Genomic DNA, 18,900 nt, shown 5'->3' on the forward strand with positions numbered 1-18,900 from the left:
ACGAACTAGCACCACGCGTACATATATATTATACTTGATTAGTTTTTAATTGACCGCTTTTAGGTTAAATTTAAATATTTAGTGCGAAACGCTGAAAAAAGCTCGTCTTATTGCTACCTGGCTCAGAACAGCTCCGCATGGCAAAAGACTGCGCCCAACCAACTTTAGGTCATCATGCTCTGCTTTCTTCTCTTTACCACCCGGTCTTTTCCGCATTTTCTGGCAAACTTAACTTGCCTTCTTGCAGGTCACTAAATGCCTGGTCCATTATTTTGAACGCTTGATCCAACTGTTCGTCTGTAATAACAAGCGGTGGCTGGAAACGGAGAACATTGTCCTTAAGACTAATGATCAACACACCTAATTCAAACATCCTATAAATAACTTTAGTGGTTGCCACTCGATCTGCTACTCCTGTTTTTGGATCAACAATATCGATCCCACCATCTAAACCATACATCCGAACTTGGCCAATAAATTGATACTTTTCTTTTTCCTTAGCGAAGAAATCTTGAGCTACTTTTCCTAAACGAGCTGATCGTTCTACTAAATGTTCATCCTCGATCACATCTAGGGTAGCCAAAGAAGCGGCCGTCGTGACTGGATTACCAGCAGTCGTATAAACATTAGCTGGTGAACCTAAGCTATCCATAATATCGGCCCGCCCAATAACTGCACTCAGCGGCAAGCCAGATGCCAGCGACTTACCCACACTCATCAAATCTGGTTCAATACCAGGAAAGTTCTGAATGGACCACCATTTACCAGTCCGTCCCATTCCTTGATTGATCTCATCCACAGCGAATAAGATCCCATTTTCATGTGCAAATTGGTAAACTTTTTCCATAAACTTCTGTGGTGTTTTTGTGATCCCACCATCGCCTTGGATCGGTTCGATCAATATTACCGCCGTTTCTTCTGCGGGAAGGTACGTTTCAAACGGCAACTTGAAAGCAGCAAACATCCGCTCGACAAAATCATCTTCCGTTTCGTCTGGTAACTTAGCCCATGCATCCGGGTATGGAACTTTAACGACTCCCGGCAACATCGGTCCCATCTTGCGAGCCATATTCAAACTGCAGCTCGACATACTCATTGAACCATAAGTAGACCCATGATAAGCACCCGTGAAGCTGACCAAATATTGCCTACCAGTATACCCACGTGCAAACTTGATGATCGCATCATTTGCATCAGATCCGGAATTGCCCCAGCTCAACTTAACTGGCCCAGAGATCGGTGCTAGTTTACATAAACGATCGGCTAGTTTGGCAGCTGGGATATTAGCAAAATAAGCTGGTGTATATTGGATCAACTTACTTGCTTGTTGCGAGATAGCTTCCACGATATGGGGGTGGGCATGTCCTGTATCCGTCGAAGACGCACTAGCCAGCAAGTCAATATATTCCTTGCCGTTTGCATCACGTAAAAGTGCGCCCTGTCCAGATTCGATCGCAATATCATAATACTGTACCCGTTGAGGAGCCAAAGCCTGACTTTCGCTTGCTAAAATTTTTTCATTCGTCTCTATATAAATTACCTCCTAATCTTGTTCTTCTTTATTATTCAAACTTGAATTATTCATTCCATAAAACAGGTAGATCAAAATACCGATCACAAACCAAGCTAATGAATAAATTTTAGCTTGTTTATCTAAGCCCATAAAAACGATAAATGATCCCAAAAAAGCAAGTGCCGGCATCACTGGATACCATGGCATTTTGAATCCTGCTTCAGGAAGATCCTTACCTTCACGTGGACGTAAACGATAAATGCCTAATGACACAAACATAAAGGCGATCAGAGTTCCCGCAGAAATTAATTGAGATAAAGTTACAAATGGCAAAACCGCCCCAATGATAACAGCGATCACTGTCAAGAAAAGCAAAGCATGATTTGGCAAGTTGTTCTTATTTAATTGTCCCAACCACTTTGGCAACATACCATCACGGCCAAATGAATACAGCAAACGAGAACCAGCTAACATCATCCCGATCAAAGCTGTAAACATACCGACAACGGCGATAGCTTGAACAACTACCGCTACGATCGGGTGTTCAGCATGACGCAAAGCCCAACCAACAGGTTCTGCATTGTTAGTGTAGTTAGAATACTTAAACATCCCGACCAAAACTAAAGCAACGGCAACGAACAAAACAACGGCGATCACTAATGAACCTAGGATTCCACGCGGCATTGTCTTCGAAGGATTTTTAGCCTCAGCAGCATTAGAAGCAATAGAATCAAAACCGACATATGATAAGAAAATAGAAGAAACACCAGCATAGATCCCTTGCCATCCGCCAAAAGCTGTTCCATCAGGATTCGGATGATACTTAGGAATAAAAGGTACATAATTTGAACCTTTAATGGCAGTCACCCCTACTACTAAAAATGTCAGTACTGCCAAAACTTTAAGTACAACTAACACATTTTCAACTCGAGCTGCCTCAGAGGCTCCACGCGATAAAACAAAAGAAACGATCAACATTGCTATGATCGCAAGCAGATCAAACCACCCGCCATTAGTACCAAGCGTGTTAGAAAGCTGTGCCGGTAATTTTAATCCTAGAGGAGACAACAGTCCACGAAGGTTAGCCGATAAACCTGAACCGACAAATGCCACAGCAATAAAATATTCTGCCAACAGTGCCCAGCCGGCGATCCAGCCAAAACCTTCTCCAAAAACAACGTTGATCCAAGAATACGCCGATCCGGCAAATGGCATTGTAGAAGACATTTCCGCATAGGCAAAAGCAACTAAAGCAGCAACCACGGCAGCTGCTAAAAAAGAAAGTGCTACGGCAGGTCCCGCATGCTTAGCAGCAACTACCCCCGGCAACGTAAAAATTGAAGTTGAAACGATCGTTCCAACACCCAAAGCGAGAAAATCCTTGACCTCTAGAACTTGTAACAAATGTTCATCCTTACTCTTATATACTTTGGGATCTTCTTTTCGTGTCATTTTTTTCCAAACATTGGTCATTCTTTCTCCTCCTACTCACTATGTATTAATTTAGAATAAATAATAAAAATCGTTTTTTTTTTAGTAAATAAAAAAACGCCCTATGAAGCCACCTAGACTTCATAGGGCGTTTTGGCGCGGTACCACCTATCTTTATTCTACTGATCGGGTAGAATCTTAACAATGTCACAACAACTGCAACATATATCCCAATAATGGTGGATGGCCATCAAAAGTTACTAAAAAATTTCGCTTTCACTGTTCAGAGGCGAGATATCAATGACCCATTCAGTTTCTCTCAGCTAAAAAACCTCTCTGTCTCAATCATGGTCTATGATGATTCTCTTCAACACATTTTCATTCTAATCTAATTATAAACTAATTTAACGCCTTGAAATTATAAAGTCAAGCATCTTTTTCATTGAAAAAAATGATTTTAAATATGGATATCACTAAATAAAGCTCTTAAAGCACTGACTTAAAGTTAAAATGAGTGTTTTCACATCAAAAATAATAAAAATTAATAATACTTATGTCATTCGTAATTGATTATTAAAAGTTCTAGTTTATGTAAATTTTTTTACCTATTAGGCAATTTGTCACGCTGCCAGTTCAATGAAAATATTTTTGAAAAAAAGCTTACACAAGACATTTTTTTCTGATAATATGATCACATTGCGCAAAAAAGCAGTCAAACAATTCTTCAGCCATAAAGCAATTTCTAATGTGGGACCAGCTTCTTCTAATTGCTATTTGGACAACAGATTTGCCGGACTGTTAGCTATTATTTTTATAAAACACTACATAATTAAGTAGTATTCAGAAAAGAGAGGTTTTTTAGTGGAATTATCAGAAACTCAAACAGTGGAATTACCTAAGGCTCAAGTCGAGGTCAAACGACCATGGATGGCGATGGCAGGGATGATGATCGGTGCCTTCGTTGGTATGTTATCAGAAACATCCTTGAATATCGCGCTTCCTAATCTAATGGATACTTTTGGACTGGCAGCAAGTACGGTACAGTGGCTCGTTACAGGGTATATGTTAGTTATTGGGATCATTTTACCTTTTTCAAGTCTGATCACCAAATGGTTTTCGACCCGACAAATCGTTATCTTTGGGCTCTTAGATTTTATTACGGGTGCAGTGATCTCAGCACTCGCTCCTAACTTTGCAATATTATTGACAGGCCGCATGATCCAGGGGATCGCAACCGGCTTGATCCTACCGTTAATGTTCACAGTCGCAATGACAGTTTTCCCACCCTATAAGCTGGGAACAGCGATGGGAATGTGTGCTTTAGTAATTATGTTTGCGCCCGCCGTTGGACCAACAGTTACTGGTCTGATTTTAGGTGAACTATCTTGGAATTGGATCTTCTGGCTGTTCGTACCATTCTTAACGATCGCCTTGATTTTAAGTTTGATCGGTCTTGAAAATGTTGGCCACGTTACCAAGCCACATGTTGATATCTTGTCATTGGTCGAATCGATCATTGCCTTTTCTTGCCTTGTAATGGGAGCAAGTTTTGCTTCAGGTCTAGGCTGGACTTCGCCAATCGTTTTAGGAATGCTGGTCGTCGGTGTGCTGGTTCTAGCAGCTTATGTCCACCGTCAATTAAATATTGAAGCACCTGTTTTAAATCTACGCGTTTTTGCCAAGTCATCTTTTGCCAAGGGCACTGCATGTGTCATGGTCGATTTTGCGATCATCTTATCTTCAATGTACTTATTACCGCAATACATTCAACGCGGCATGTTACTAGCTGTAGCTTTCACAGGTATTATTATGTTACCAGGCGGGATCGTTAATGCTATCGTTTCAGCTTTTGCTGGTCGTTTATACGATGCTATCGGTGCCAAGAAACCTGCATCATTAGGTTTCTTGATTGCAGCTATTGGGACCACGATGTTACTTTTTGCTACTAAAGACTCATCGGTCGCATATATCATCAGTGCCCATATAATTTTAATGATCGGTTGTCCTTTAGCTATGTCGCCTTCACAAACCCATGCCTTAAACTCACTGGAAGGTTTAGAATCGGCTGATGGGAGTACAATTTTGAATACCCTCCAACAAGTGATCGGAGCAATTGCAACAGCCTTAGCAACTAGTTTTCTAGCATTCGGGCAAAATGCATACACGGGAAAAAACAATGCGGCTGCCTTTACAAACGGTACTCATTATGGTTTTCTCTTTACCCTCGCTTTGACTATTTTAGGATTGATCATTGCATTGACTTTTAAAGACAAAAAAACAAATAAATAATATTGAAAAAGTTGAGAAAAATTGGCAGACAAATCAAAGCTGGCTGGTCTTTCTCAGCTTTTTTGTTTACTTTTTATTAATATGGGTTTAATTTATTCATTAAAAAGTGCACGTTTTGTTTAACAATAACTCAAAAGAAGTGAATAACATGTCAGAAAAAAAGGACCCGCAAAGTTTCAAAAAATTAAGGGAACCAATTCACGGTTACTGTCCTCGCTGCGGCAAACCAATGATGATCAATTACGGCTGGAACTCCTGCCCTAATTGCCATATGATATTTCAATCGAATTTTAAATGATAAGATAATTGCGATTCTTGAGAAAAGAGCAACACCTTTACTTTCTCGCAGACCGACTAAACAATGCGAGAAAGTAAACTATTATTTTATGTCGCTACTATAGTAAATGATCATTCACAAATAAAAATAGGATATAGAAATTAACTTACCCTTAGGTTTCAAAACTTTGGGGGATTTTAGCATCTTTCGTTGTACTCTTTATACTGCTAGATTTTGCTTGGGACTAGAAGTTACTTTGCAAATCCTAGCCATAAAAGCAAAGCGATCCATACTGTGCATTCAACGACTCTCGATCACCATCAACGTAAAAAACTCCTAACCGTTTCAGCTAAAGAGAAACAATTAGGAGTTTTTACTAACTAATAAATATCGTTATTTATATTTTAACTTAAGCCAATGACGCACCACTAGTTGCATCGATGTTAGCTTGCTTAATTGCAGGGTCCGAAGTTGAGTCTTCAGTAACAGATGCTCCGCTGACAGCATCTGAGCCCACACCAGCTTGTTCTAAGAAGTAACTGAATGGTTTCAGATCTTGTGCTTGGTATTTTTCAACGAAAACATCGATATCTTCTTGAGAAGATGTTGCTGGATCTAAGAACATATGCTGAGTTGTAAACGGCATTTCATGAGTAAACTTAATGTCTATCAAGACAGGAGCTTCTGTTTGAGAAGCAGCTTTCATCGCTTGTTTGAAATCATCCACAGTCTTAACTGTGTAGGATTCACAACCCAAGCCTTTAGCGGCCATAGCCCAGTCTGTAGCTGGAATATCAACGCCGGACAATGGTTGTTCACTATCATCACGTTGTTCCGCCTCGATGAAACCAAGCGTTTCGTTACTGAAAACAAGGTTAACGATATGCAAGTTGTATTTAACCTGAGTCAATAATTCTTCCATTAGCATTGCAAAGCCGCCATCACCGTTCAAGCTGTACACATCACGATGCGGGTATGCGATCTTAGCAGCAATTGCAGCTGGCAAACCATAGCCCATAGTTGCATACTGACCGGAAGTAGTCCACTTCTGATCACCGTGAATATCAACTAAACGTTCGAAGTTGATATTAACATTACCAACATCAACAGCAAAAACAGCTTTGTCACTAGCAGTCTTATTGATCACATCAAAGACTGGTTCTGGACGTAAAGGAACTTCTTGACTGGTCTTGAAGCTATCTTGCCATTCAACCCCAGTTTTGCTTATTGGCAACAGCTGCGTTGTAGAATGGTCTGTCTTCAACTTTATCACCAGCTTTGACCAAGGCGGCCAAAGCCTTCTTAGCATCTGCTAAAACGGGTACATCAACTGAATGACGTTTACCGATTTTTTCATTATCAACATCGATTTGAATCATCTTAGCTGAGTTATTAAACAAGTACAAACTAAATGGTGAGTCTGTGCCGACCCAAACGATCAGATCCGTTGCAAATCCAAGTTCTGCACCTGGTTTAGGAGCAACACGACCGGATGAGCCAAGGTATGCTGGATAATTTTCATCAAAGATACCCTTGGCCAAAACAGATGAGATCAGCGGCATTTTATATTTTTCTGACAATGCTTTTAATTCAGCAGCAGCATGCTTTGCACCAATGCCAAAGTAGATGATCGGATTCTTAGCTGCTTTGATCAACTTAGCTGCTTCAGCAATTTTTTCTGCTTGTGGTTCTGGATACAATGGAGCAACATGGTTTTTAGCGTTTGAAACGTATGTGTCAGGGATCGAAGCCCAACCAAAGTCCTTAGGAATAGTGACAACTGCTACACCACTGTGCTTGTATGCCTGACGAATAGCTTCATCGATCATACCTGGTAAACTTTCAGCAGACATAGCCGTTTTATTCCAAACAGCAACATCATCAAACATTGGCTCTTCATTCATCGCTTGGAAAAAATCAATGTTCATCTTTTTAGAAGGAACTTGAGCAACGAGCGCCAAAAGCGGTGTATGGTCATGTTTAGCATCATATAAACCATTCATTAAATGAACAGCGCCTGGACCAGCTGAACCAAAACAAACACCGATCTTACCTGTCAACTTAGAATCTGCCGCTGCTGCCAAAGCACCAGCTTCTTCATGGCGAACCTGAATAAATTTAATTTTGTTACTTTGGTTGTACAAAGCGTTCATTGTCGAATCAAATGAACCACCCGGATAACCATAAATATGATCGACGCCCCACTCTTCAATGACTTTTAAAACTGCATCTGAACCACTGATCATTTCAGTCATAAAAAATCTCTCTCTTTCGTGTTTTAAAATTAAAACATTCGCTTGATAAAACGCCTTTAAAAACAAACAGATCCCTAGGTAAATCGTTTTTTCTTTAAACCAGCCGTACAAGCTAACGTTTTCATTAACCACAATTAATAATAATGCATTTTCATAAAATCAACAATGACAATTTTATTGTTGCATAGGTACTCTTTTCCTAGATGAAAAAATATTTTAGCCTACTAAAAGAGCATTATGTTTTGCACTATCATTACCAAATAGGTTTTTATCTACACTTTTTTAATATTTTTAAAACAAAGAATTATCAAAAAATAACAAAATAATCTTGTTATATTGTACACAACGTTATTTTTGTGCTAGCTTTTCCCGCATTTTTGCAGGTGATACTTCATAATGAGCCTTAAACTTTTTATAGAAAAAGGACTTAGAGGTATACCCGACAAAATTCACAATATCGTTGATCGTATATGCGGGGTTTTTCAGAAGTTCAATGGCTTGTTTCATGCGTTCATTTTCGACTAATTCTTTGTATGAATATCCCGTAGTTTGTTTAAGTTCAGTCGACAAATAACTAGGATTATAACCAAAAAAACGCGCCATTGAACTCAAAGAAATATTTTGAAAATTTTTTTCAATATAATTAGTAAAATCAGAGATCTGATATTTTGACTGCAAGTTAACATTGCCCGCGTCAACATAGCAATCATTTTCCAATAACGACAATACTAGTATCGCAAGCAAGTGAGAAACTTTATCGCAATATAATAATTTCGGTTCAACGTACTCTATCAATACTCGGTCGATCACATAACTTGAATTGTCTACCTTAGGTGCATTAAAAATAACATAATGATCTTTACCGTAAGCACTGATTATTTTGTTGAGCAAGCTCGTCACCGACAACCGCGTGTTATACACATTTTCTAAAAAATTTTTGAGTTCAAACGATGCATCCATATTGATCCGCACTAAAACATCACCCCAGTGCAAGGGCAATAATGTATATTCAGTCTCTTGATCAAAAAAGATAAAATTGCCACTAGTAAGAGGAAATTCCTTATTAAAAGTTTTAAAAACCATTTTGCCGCTAAATACAAATAAAATTTCCGGACCATCTGTTTGGTGATGGTGTTCTCTTTGTCCATCAATTTTTTCGATTTTCACTGTCATTCGTGGGCTTTTGGCGCTGATCTTACTCATAGTTTTAGTACAAAATCATCTTTGCCAGGCAATTGCTCTTGCATCATCAATTGTTTAAAAATATATTCTCCGATCGTCGTTTGATCCATCGTTTACATTCTCCCCACTCTTCCAAAAACCTTACCGTCATTTTGAACTAGCAATTTGTTAATTTTTGAGCAATTTTGCTCAAAAAGAAAAAGAGGTGCCCGTTTCATAGAAAGTATCCTCTATCATTCTATACATTTAAGTATACGGTTATAAGTAGCAATTACAAATGCATCATTTGAAAAATTAGTTGCCTATTTTTAAATAAGATGCTTATTTGTCATCTTCCGGTCAAGCTTACTCTATTCTTTAAACTTAACTCCTAAAAGGCCAGCAAAAGCTGTTGCTTGCAGTGGTGCAATAATACATCCCTTGACCAAAGAAGGTGTCACGATCAGATCGTCAAAATAACTGGTCGAAAGATCAAGTCCCCTTAACGATGTGTCTAAAAAATCAACACCATTCATTTCACAATTGTGGCAAAGCAGTTTTTTCTTGATTTTAGTTTCTTGAAAATAAGCTTCCAACAAACTTGTATCAACAAAAGAACTAGCATCGATCTTTGAACTGGAAAAGTTGCAGTAATCAGCTTTTGAGTCCTTCACCGTAACATTTTTCCAAGTATTATTAGAAAAATTAGTCCCCATTAGTTGATACTTGTTGAACACTGTTTGGAAAAAACAACTCTCAGAGAAATTATTGTTTAAGAATTGACAGCTTTTAAACTCGCATTCAACCCATTCACTGTGAGAAAAATCTGTTTGTTCAAAAGTACAATTCTTGAAAGCAACTGCGCTAAAACTAAGTTGGTCGGAAGAATACGTAAAATGACATTCTTCATACGTTTTTTCTGAATCAACATCATCTAGACTTAAGTTTTGCCCTTGAATCACTTTACCCACTCCTGCTCATTTATTTTCTTACTTTGAATCCTAGCTTAAGAAGACATGAACTACAAGAGAAATTACTTGTAAAAAAGGAACGCCCCCCTTCAAGTGAATGAAAAGAGCACGCTCCTTTTGATATTATTGTATTTAAATGACGTAAATTAGCCGATAAACTTAGCTGCGAATTCACTAAATGACTTGCCGGCACCTGCCAAGAATTCTTTTGTTCCTTCGTTAGTGATGTTACCCTTATCATCAGCTAAATCAGCAGTATTACCGATGTATAATTCTGGTTGTTCCATTGTTGGCATATCCAAGAATACTAATGATTGACGCAATGAATGATGGGCCAATACACCTGAGATACCTGAGATCGATTGTGAAGCAACCAAAGCTGGCTTGCCAGCCCATACACTTTGACCCCAAGGACGTGAAGCAACATCCAAAGCATTCTTCAAAGCGGCTGAAATGTTACGGTTATGTTCTGGTGTGACAAAGATAAATGCATCTTGAGCTTTAACATTCTTACGGAATTCTTCGTAAACTGCAGGAGAATCTGCATCAAGATCTTGATTGTACAAAGGAAGATCTGCGATTTTTAAAAAGTTTACTTCTGAACCTTCTGGTAAACCTACAGTAATAGCCTTTGCAACACCCTCTGAATAAGAATTTTTACGAGTTGAACCTACAATTACACCATATTTTGTCATATTTATTCTCCTTTTCTTACTAAAAGTAACTAAATTCTCAATAAATTTATTCTATCACTTTACTTACAAAAAGCAAGTAAATTTTTAAAATTTATTTGAATCATTTTAGGATAAATCAATAACAGCTGCCAGCACAATCAAGTAATCGCTTACGAAACAAATGTACCATTTTTTTGTCAAATACTGCAAGCAAACTTATCACTTTAAAGCAAAAAAGCCGGCATTCATGCCAGCCCAATACTTTATTTACATTTCATTGAATGGTTCAATTGATATTTACCGATAAAACTACTCGTCAACTTCACCTAAAATTTTAGTTTCAATTTGCCTTTTGATTTTTTCAGCTTGGATCGGGTCACTATCTTCATAGAGCTTGACTGCTTTACGCAAATTATCCATATCTTGTTGGTCAAATGAAAAATCCAAGTCAAACTCTTGCCAACTATTGGCGATACCTTCGTTAAAACGCTGGATCACAGAATTATCATCATTAACATATAGATCATAATCTGGAAATTCTGCTAACAAATGGTACCCTTCTAAGTCATCTTCATAATTGGAGTTCATAATGATCAATTCCTTCCTGTAGTAAAAATAAATACTCTTAATTTACCACAAAGAGTTTTAAATTATATCCTTTAGTTTAACAGATTCAAAAACATTTTGCTCGAATCTGCAGAAATTTTCTTTCTATGAGTGGACACTTTAACTCAATTCACCAAAAAAATGAGAATTCAATTGTAAATAATCGATTTCACCAAGCGGTGCTTGCAGCTTATGTTCTTCAATCAGCTGAGAAATATGCAGACTGTTGGCTTGAGATAATGGAGTGGTTGTTATTTGAGAAATATTCAACCACAAGTAGGCACCTAAAAAGTCTCCAATAGAACTAATGACTTGGGCGTCTTCTTCAGAAAAACTGGCCGTAGCCGGTAAATGATATTCACTTAAAACATAGTGATAAATAGTTGGATAGATACGAAAATTGAACACATGGTCCGCTGAAACCTCATTTTTTTCAAAAAATAAATCGGCAACATGCAGTAATTGCTGGTAGATACCATTCAATTCCAAATTAAAATTCAATCTCTCGTTTTGATCTAAATTTCTGAGTCCACGCAATTGCCGTTTATTTACAGGTTGTTTGACAGTCCCATTATTTTGTAAATTATGTCGGTTCGGCTGGTTGATCAACAATACGATCTCGTTTTGTTGGAATTTTTCTTCTGCATGGGCCAGACGCAAGTTACCGTCTGACGTTAAAACTAAAATAAAATCATCGGCATATGTGAGACCATTTTGTTTTAAAAACGCAAAAATTGTTGCGTCATCGTAATTAGCTATTCTTTGCTGGTTCTTGAGTATTGGGCTCAAAAAATCAAACGATCGATAATCTTGCAACCACGAAAATTGCTGCGGCCTAAAAATATTTAAAGGCATTTTCTTCCCCTCACTATCAAATTGAATAATCCTTCAAAGTCAAAACTTTCATGTTTTGAGGTTTCTGCCGAACAATTTGCTCGATCAAAGGCATTTGATTGCTGTATCTTTTTTGTTCTTCTTTATTATAATTGTTCATAAAAATAACCTGGCGTTGTTTTAACCTCTGTTGATAAGAGATCAGGTCTGACCTGTCAAAACAAAAATCACTAATAATAACATGCACTGCTTCAGCTGTATCAAAAATATCTTGAAACACAGGCTGCAGATCTGTCCCACTGCTTGGAAAATGACTTAATTGTTGTTTGAGTTTGGCAAAATCATGTTCAAAATATCTTTTACCGGCTCTAAAATGAACCTTTTCTCCCAACTCAGCGGCAAACAAGCACACTGACAATGACTGATCCTGTGCTACCGTCGCCTTGATAACTGACAATACTTTAGACACTTGCTTGGTCGAGACCGAACCAGACACATCGAGATAGACACAGATCTCAGTCCGGTAACTCTTTTTTCGTGCAATATGAGCCATGTCTAGCCGCTCTGGAAAAGCATAATGCCGACGATACCACTCTATTTTATTACCAACAGCCAGATCCTTCCGCAGCTTACGCAATTTAAGCCGCAATGGTGGCAAAGGACGAGTTTTGCTCAAACGGTATTGAAGCTGCTTTAACTGACCGCCTGATTTGGAATAATCAATTTCTGGAAACTCAACTTGTGCTTCTCTAAATGCTTCATTCGCCAAGCCTAACAGCTGACGTGCCATGTGCTCAGCTTTATTTTTCGACTGACTTTCAGAAGAGTTGGTCAACTGGTCGAAGAAGCGTTGATTGATTTCAAAAATATCTCCGCCGCTCAACCCGACTTTTCCTCCACCTCCAAGACTAGCTGGACTTGTACCCGTAGTCATTTGTTGCTGCTCTTGACTGCTGTTTTCATTGAGCGCATTTTGATGAGCTTCTTTTTGAGCATCCTCTTTTTGTGCTCGCGGCGGTAAATGCGGCTGATAACTAACTTGATGCATTTTTTGTAACAGATTTAAAATCAAGCCTTTCTGTTTTAATAACAAAATTGAATTATTACTCAAAAACGACTCGATCCTCTGGAAACCAAAAGAATTTAGCTGCTGTTTTTCAGCTTCAAATTTTGGCTGACGTATAGCAGTATTTAACAAATCAATATCAGCTTTTGTCAGCAAATTTTGACTAACGACCTGCGTCGAACATAGTGCTCGCGAACCGCCAAAGAGCACATTTGTACCTAAATCATTTAAAAGAGAGCTATTAATATTGAAATCAGTAATAATACTGTCCAGATCTCCACTGCTTAAAACTGGAAAACCTAAAACAGTCACGTTCGGATGATCAGCAAAAAAAGCCGCGAACTGCTGATTTCTATTTGGTGAACCAGGGACATACCCAGGTTGAGTCAGCAGATCACCACGTAAAATATGACGCGCTTCATGCAGCAAAAAAGTTAAAACAGCATGCTCACTTTTGATTTGATCTTGTGGTCCATCAAAATACGCTAAACATACAGCTAATAAACGACTGGGTGAGTAAAACAAAAAGTTATCACTAACGGCCTCCTCTAAAGCCGATTGTTTATCGGCAGCAAAAACCTGTTCAGATCCCAGTAAAGAAACAGCACACGGTATCCGCATCGCAGGCGTCTCCGCATAAACTGGCGTTAAAGCAGCCAAAACGTTTAATTCAGGTGCAATCTTTCCCATTTCGATCTCAGGATCATTTTTTACCAAAAGTGGTAAAGCACTTAAATACGAACGCCAAACCACAGGTTCAAAGGGATCAGCCAAAACATCGGCAAAAGTTGCAATACTCCCGCCATGTTTGATTTGTTCGGTACTATCAACTTGACCACGCGATTTTTGAACAGTCTTCAAATACTGCAGTGCCCTGGAATTTTTTTGATACTCAAACCAGTGCTCGCTTGTACGTCGCCGAAAATCAGCAAATTTATCTTGTAATTCTTTTTCTTTCAAGTAATGTTGCGGCTCTATTTTTAAAACTCGTTGATCCAATAAGTTTACTGAATAATCGGCCTTTAACATCTTTAATTCTTCTTGCGTAAAGATCGTGCGTGCACTTTCTACAGCAGCACGTTGATAACAAGCAGTCTTAACATACTGAGGAAAAAGACTACCAAAATATAAAATAGCTTCTTCTTTATCTCTAAGCTGCATACCAAAAGCACCACCTTTTTACCAAGATCCTTGGATAATTCACTAACCCGGTCTGCTCAACGTTTTTAATCTAATTCTAGAGTACAAAAAATCATCTCTAAAATACTAGAAAGCACACCATAACGCTGAAACTTTCTCACTATACATTATTGACCGACATTTCCATTACCAACTGCATAAATCGTGGATCTTTTCTCAAATACAGGTTAGTTTGTGGATATCTTTGTTGCAATACGCCCGTTTCAACTTGAGTATGCATAAATCTTGCTATCGCCGTTTGATCATTTGTCTGTAAATAATCTAAAAATATCTGAGCATATCCACGCTGTGCTTCACTTTCTAAGTCCTGCTCGACCGGGCGTAATGCTGAACTAAAAAACGCCATCTTTCTGCCAGTTGACAGACTAGTAAATTGAGCTTGGTCAGGTTTTTCTAACAAAGCAAATATGTCCAATGAATCCCCAGTGGTCAAATACGTCAGAAATTGCTCCCCACAATCATTACCGATCATCGAAAAAACCGCGGCACGCAATAACACTGGATCATTTTTGATTGCTGGATCTGCAAGAAAACTAGACAACCGTGTCCAGGAACGTGGCGTTGCTCCAGTTCCATCGGCACTTTTAGAAGGTTGATACAATAATTGTCTTTGTTCGTTATAAGACTTGCTGCCAATAAAGTCTACAACTTCCGGAGCAACTTCATTGGCATACGCCCAGTCCAGCCATTCCTTAGGTTCCAATTGAATAAAGAGTGGATTGATCCTGTCCCTAGTAGCTGTATCTAATTCATTGACATCATTTTCGACCACCTCTTCATCAGAAAAAATATTTTCGGCCGTATTTCCCGCTCCGATCACAAACACATTTGCCGGTAAACTATTCCCTGGCAAACGGTTTTCCAATAACAGCTGCATGATCGTTTGCTTCATAAATTCGTCTCCACGATTAAATTCATCCAAAAATAAAAAGTGCGGTGTTGTCGGATCCTTTATAGCATGTTCTTTTAGCTTTCTGATACTGGCATTCAAAGCATGTAAAACTTGTGCCGTTTGGCTCTTCTCATCAACGTGTGAAATAGGCATCGCAAGTGAACCGCCAAATTCAGCGTTAATATCGATCACACAGATGTGTTGCGGGTCACCGACCATTTGTCTGATGCCTTGAGTTTTACCGACCCCCGGTAGTGAATAAAGAACAAATGTATGCTTATCCGTTGGTCTACCCGCTAGGATCTCTTGCATTTGAAAGTCTGTATCAAACTTGATCAATTTTAAAGCTGTATTTAGTGAAATAAAATTCTGTTGCTTTTTATCTTCTGCCATTTTCCACTCACTTCCTTTTTCGTGATCCTTACCTTTATATTAATTTCGCTTTCTTTTTATCTCAAACAAACAGGCCTATAGTTTTAGTTACCCTTCTTCTAACGGCTTATTTAAATCTTCCAATTGCTCACGCACCGTAGCACTAAAGTTTGTGTCAACTAAAACGATCAATGTATCTCCCGCACTGATCAACGTATCACCATTTGGAATAGCAGTCTTTTCACCACGTCTGACCCCGATCAACAAGGTATTAGCGGGCCATTTGATATCTCTGACCTGCTGACCAACAAAACGGCTGTCATCGAGAACAGGTAATTCTACTTGATCGTTTTTCCCACTAATAACTTGCAGTTTTTGCTCAATAGTCATTCGTTCCAAAAGCGACTCATAAATTGGTGCACCGCCCAAAAGGTCAACTACAATATAGGCTACAAGTGACGTTAAGGCTAATGGTACCAAGTGTTGGAGCGACCCCACCATTTCAGTTACTAATAAAATAGCCGTAAATGGCGCTTTCCCGATCCCGGCAAAATAACCAGCCATCGCGAATACCAACATATCTACTAAATATTTAGCCGGCAATAAATGAAGCTGCAAAACAACGGTTCCATACAACATACCGATCACGGCACCTAAAGTTAAAATCGGTAAAAAGATCCCACCAGGAAGTCCAGAACCATATGAAACCATCGAAAAAACAAAGCGCAAGATGAGCAGCAAACACAAGGTACTGATCACAGGTGAGATATGGGCCATTTGAATAATAATAGAATTCCCCCCGCCTAATGTTCCAGAAAAAAAGTAACCAACAGGAAGCAATAAAAGCAGAGCAATTATTCCGTGATAAGCACGAGGTATCCTACCCAATATTTTTCGATACCAAACAGAACTCTGTAACAAGACTCGTTGATAAAAGAAACCGAATAAACCTAAAACAGCCCCTAAAAACAACAAGTGCCAGTAATACTTAAGCGGCAATCCAGGTACAGAACCGACATGTAAAACAGTCTCTAAACCGAAAACATTCATCGAAACAACATCTGAAGTGATCGAAGCAGAAAGAGCACCCATCCATACTAGGGGTGAGAAATTATGATAAACTTCTTCCAAAATAAATAGAGTTCCAGCGATCGGTGCATTGAAAGCAGCCGACAAGCCGGCAGCAGCGCCACTGGCAATCAAAACTCGTTGCCCTCTTTTGGAGCTTTCGGTATATTCGGCAACCCCCTGACCAACTGCGCCACCCAACTGAATCGATGGCCCTTCCCGTCCTAAAAACAGTCCCGGCCCGATCGCCAAGACGCCTGCAACAAACTTACGCCACAAAATCGACCACCATTTGAACCGAAATTTTCCAGCCAATTGACCTTCGATCTCAGGAATCCCGGAACCAGAAATGCGGGGTTGCTGGGTTACCAATTTACCGATCAAAAGACCTATCAAAAGCAAAATAAAAGCTAGGACCAAAAGGAAAGCCGGATACTGATGAGTCAACTGAAAAGCTTGCTTCCAAAGAACCAAAGACTTTTCAATTAACCACCGAAACGACCCGACAACAACACCTGACAAAGCACCTATCACGACTCCTTTTAGGATATATGTCAGGTGTGCCGAATTAATTTTCACTTTTTGACCTTCTCTTTTCATTGAAACCTCCGTCTAACTCCCACTAAATTTATATATAGATAGTTCTAAACCGTATGCATCACTCTTCATATTATAGCCCCGGCCATATCTAATGACAAACTTTTTGAAAATTTTCTTAAATAACATGTGCTATAATGAAAAACGTTGAAAACACAAACTAGAACAATACTAATAAATATAAGAATTTGGCATATACTGGATCTTAGTTGGCCAGCCTTTTCTGAAATTTATTTAACATTTTAAAATTTAGCGGAGGAATTATCATGTCTGAGGATAGTCATCTCATCAAAAATACTATTCATCTTACAAATAAGAACCATATGGAAATACCTTGGGTCAAGGTAGTGGGAGACGGAGGTCAAACACCTGCTATCAAATCATCTTTGGCAGAAGAATCGACGATCATCGGACGTGTCGGGATCATCTTGCTTTCTTGCGGTACTGGAGCTTGGCGTGTCCGGGACTCAATGAACACGATTGCTCGGATCCTCGGAGTAGCTTGCTCCGCGGACATCGGGTTGGTCACGATCGAATATACATGTTTTGACGAACATCAAAGTATCACCCACTCTCTTTCATTGCCTTCAAGCGGTGTAAATACTGACAAACTGGCAGAGATGGAATCTTTCGTCAAAGCCTTTGAAAAAGAAGGAGCTTTTTTCAGTATCAATGAAGTCCATGACACACTTGACAAAATCATGGGCAAAAAGACCAATTACAAACCCTTTATCCAGGGAATGGCTGCTGCTTTAGCTTGCAGTGCCTTCGTTTTTCTATTAGGGGGCGGACCGATCGAAATGCTTTGTTCCTTTTTTGGAGCGGGATTGGGAAATTGGTTGCGCGCCACGTTGAACAGCAAGCACATGACACTTTTTGCTGGTTTGGCAGCTGGTGTTGCTGTTGCTTGTTTTACTTATTTGGTCATTTCACGCGGCCTAGAACTAACTTTTAACATTAACATTGGTCACGAAGCTGGTTATATCGGTTCAATGCTCTTTGCGATCCCAGGTTTCCCATTTATTACGAGTGGACTAGATATTGCTAAGTCTGATATGCGTTCAGGAATCGAACGTGTCGTCCACGCTGTTACGATTATTTTAGTAGCAACTCTAGTTGGTTGGATCGTAGCTTTAGCAAGCGACCTAAAACCTGACAAATTTATTCCCTTAAACTTGAGTCCACTGGCTTTGATGCTGCTGCGTTTGCCTGCCAGTTTTTGCGGTGTCTTCGGTTTCTCTATTATGTTTAATAGTCCTAAAAAAATGGCTGCTACTGCCGGTTTGATTGGCGCAATCGCCAACACATTAAGACTCGAACTAGTTGATATAACATCGATCCCACCGGCTGCTGCCGCTTTTTTTGGAGCACTAGCTGCTGGGTTACTTGCTTCATTCGTATACAAGAAGATGGGGTACCCGCGGATCTCACTGACTGTCCCATCTATAGTGATCATGGTTCCTGGTTTATACATGTACCGAGCAATGTATTACGTTGGCGTGGGGACAATCGCAAGTGGCGCACAATGGTTCATCAATGCCGCGATGATCGTTTTATTCTTACCATTAGGGTTGATCGTAGCTCGGATCATTATGGACCCAGACTGGAGATATTCTGGATAGATAAAATAAAAGGGTCTACACTTTTTAGTGTTGATGAAGTGAAGTCATCAGCACTATTTTTTTGGCAAAGGA

12 protein-coding genes and 1 pseudogene are annotated in these 18,900 nt (G+C 39.2%); 2 read left to right on the plus strand and 11 right to left on the minus strand.

Translation table 11 applies throughout. The features are described from left to right. Positions 1–193 precede the first annotated feature (193 nt). Entirely contained in the window at positions 194–1,531 is a 1,338-nt protein-coding gene (locus FC65_RS03435; protein ID WP_056971560.1) for an aspartate aminotransferase family protein, read from the minus strand. 12 nt (positions 1,532–1,543) lie between these two features. Beyond that, positions 1,544–2,986, minus strand: coding sequence for an APC family permease (locus FC65_RS03440; protein ID WP_056971561.1), 1,443 nt, complete (start codon positions 2,984–2,986; stop codon positions 1,544–1,546). An 819-nt stretch (positions 2,987–3,805) separates the two neighbouring features. Here FC65_RS03440 and FC65_RS03445 point away from each other — a divergent pair. Beyond that, positions 3,806–5,233, plus strand: coding sequence for a DHA2 family efflux MFS transporter permease subunit (locus FC65_RS03445; RefSeq protein ID WP_191979899.1), 1,428 nt, complete (start codon positions 3,806–3,808; stop codon positions 5,231–5,233). Between the two features lie 686 nt (positions 5,234–5,919). Here the strand turns inward: FC65_RS03445 and spxB are convergent. From spxB to FC65_RS03490, 9 genes and pseudogenes are all read right to left on the minus strand, one after another. Next, positions 5,920–7,765: pseudogene (gene spxB, locus FC65_RS03450) on the minus strand (pyruvate oxidase). A gap of 348 nt (positions 7,766–8,113) precedes the next feature. Further along, positions 8,114–8,938, minus strand: a complete 825-nt coding sequence (locus FC65_RS03455; protein WP_162257044.1) for an AraC family transcriptional regulator — start codon at positions 8,936–8,938, stop codon at positions 8,114–8,116. Between the two features lie 359 nt (positions 8,939–9,297). Continuing rightward, positions 9,298–9,888, minus strand: a complete 591-nt coding sequence (locus FC65_RS03460) for a pentapeptide repeat-containing protein (RefSeq protein WP_056971563.1) — start codon at positions 9,886–9,888, stop codon at positions 9,298–9,300. 155 nt (positions 9,889–10,043) lie between these two features. Beyond that, positions 10,044–10,592, minus strand: a complete 549-nt coding sequence (locus FC65_RS03465; protein WP_010495201.1) for an NADPH-dependent FMN reductase — start codon at positions 10,590–10,592, stop codon at positions 10,044–10,046. 288 nt (positions 10,593–10,880) lie between these two features. Further along, positions 10,881–11,159, minus strand: a complete 279-nt coding sequence (locus FC65_RS03470; protein ID WP_010495204.1) for a hypothetical protein — start codon at positions 11,157–11,159, stop codon at positions 10,881–10,883. A 138-nt stretch (positions 11,160–11,297) separates the two neighbouring features. Beyond that, positions 11,298–12,032, minus strand: coding sequence for a hypothetical protein (locus tag FC65_RS03475; RefSeq protein WP_056971564.1), 735 nt, complete (start codon positions 12,030–12,032; stop codon positions 11,298–11,300). Between the two features lie 16 nt (positions 12,033–12,048). Then, the gene (locus FC65_RS03480; protein ID WP_056971565.1) at positions 12,049–14,238 is read right to left on the minus strand and encodes a hypothetical protein; all 2,190 of its coding nucleotides are present in this window, start codon (positions 14,236–14,238) and stop codon (positions 12,049–12,051) included. Positions 14,239–14,377: 139 nt separating this feature from the next. After that, a complete protein-coding gene (locus FC65_RS03485; protein WP_056971566.1) occupies positions 14,378–15,562 on the minus strand; it encodes an ATP-binding protein in 1,185 nt (394 codons plus the stop codon). 87 nt (positions 15,563–15,649) lie between these two features. Then, positions 15,650–17,209: a ClC family H(+)/Cl(-) exchange transporter gene (locus FC65_RS03490; RefSeq protein WP_056971567.1), complete on the minus strand. Its 1,560-nt coding sequence runs from the start codon at positions 17,207–17,209 to the stop codon at positions 15,650–15,652. 263 nt (positions 17,210–17,472) lie between these two features. On the opposite strand from FC65_RS03490, the gene FC65_RS03495 reads away from it, so the two are divergent. Beyond that, the gene (locus tag FC65_RS03495; RefSeq protein ID WP_056971568.1) at positions 17,473–18,828 is read left to right on the plus strand and encodes a threonine/serine exporter family protein; all 1,356 of its coding nucleotides are present in this window, start codon (positions 17,473–17,475) and stop codon (positions 18,826–18,828) included. Positions 18,829–18,900 lie beyond the last annotated feature (72 nt).

It is taken from the genome of Ligilactobacillus acidipiscis DSM 15836 (assembly GCF_001435755.1).
In the GTDB taxonomy this organism is placed as follows: domain Bacteria; phylum Bacillota; class Bacilli; order Lactobacillales; family Lactobacillaceae; genus Ligilactobacillus; species Ligilactobacillus acidipiscis.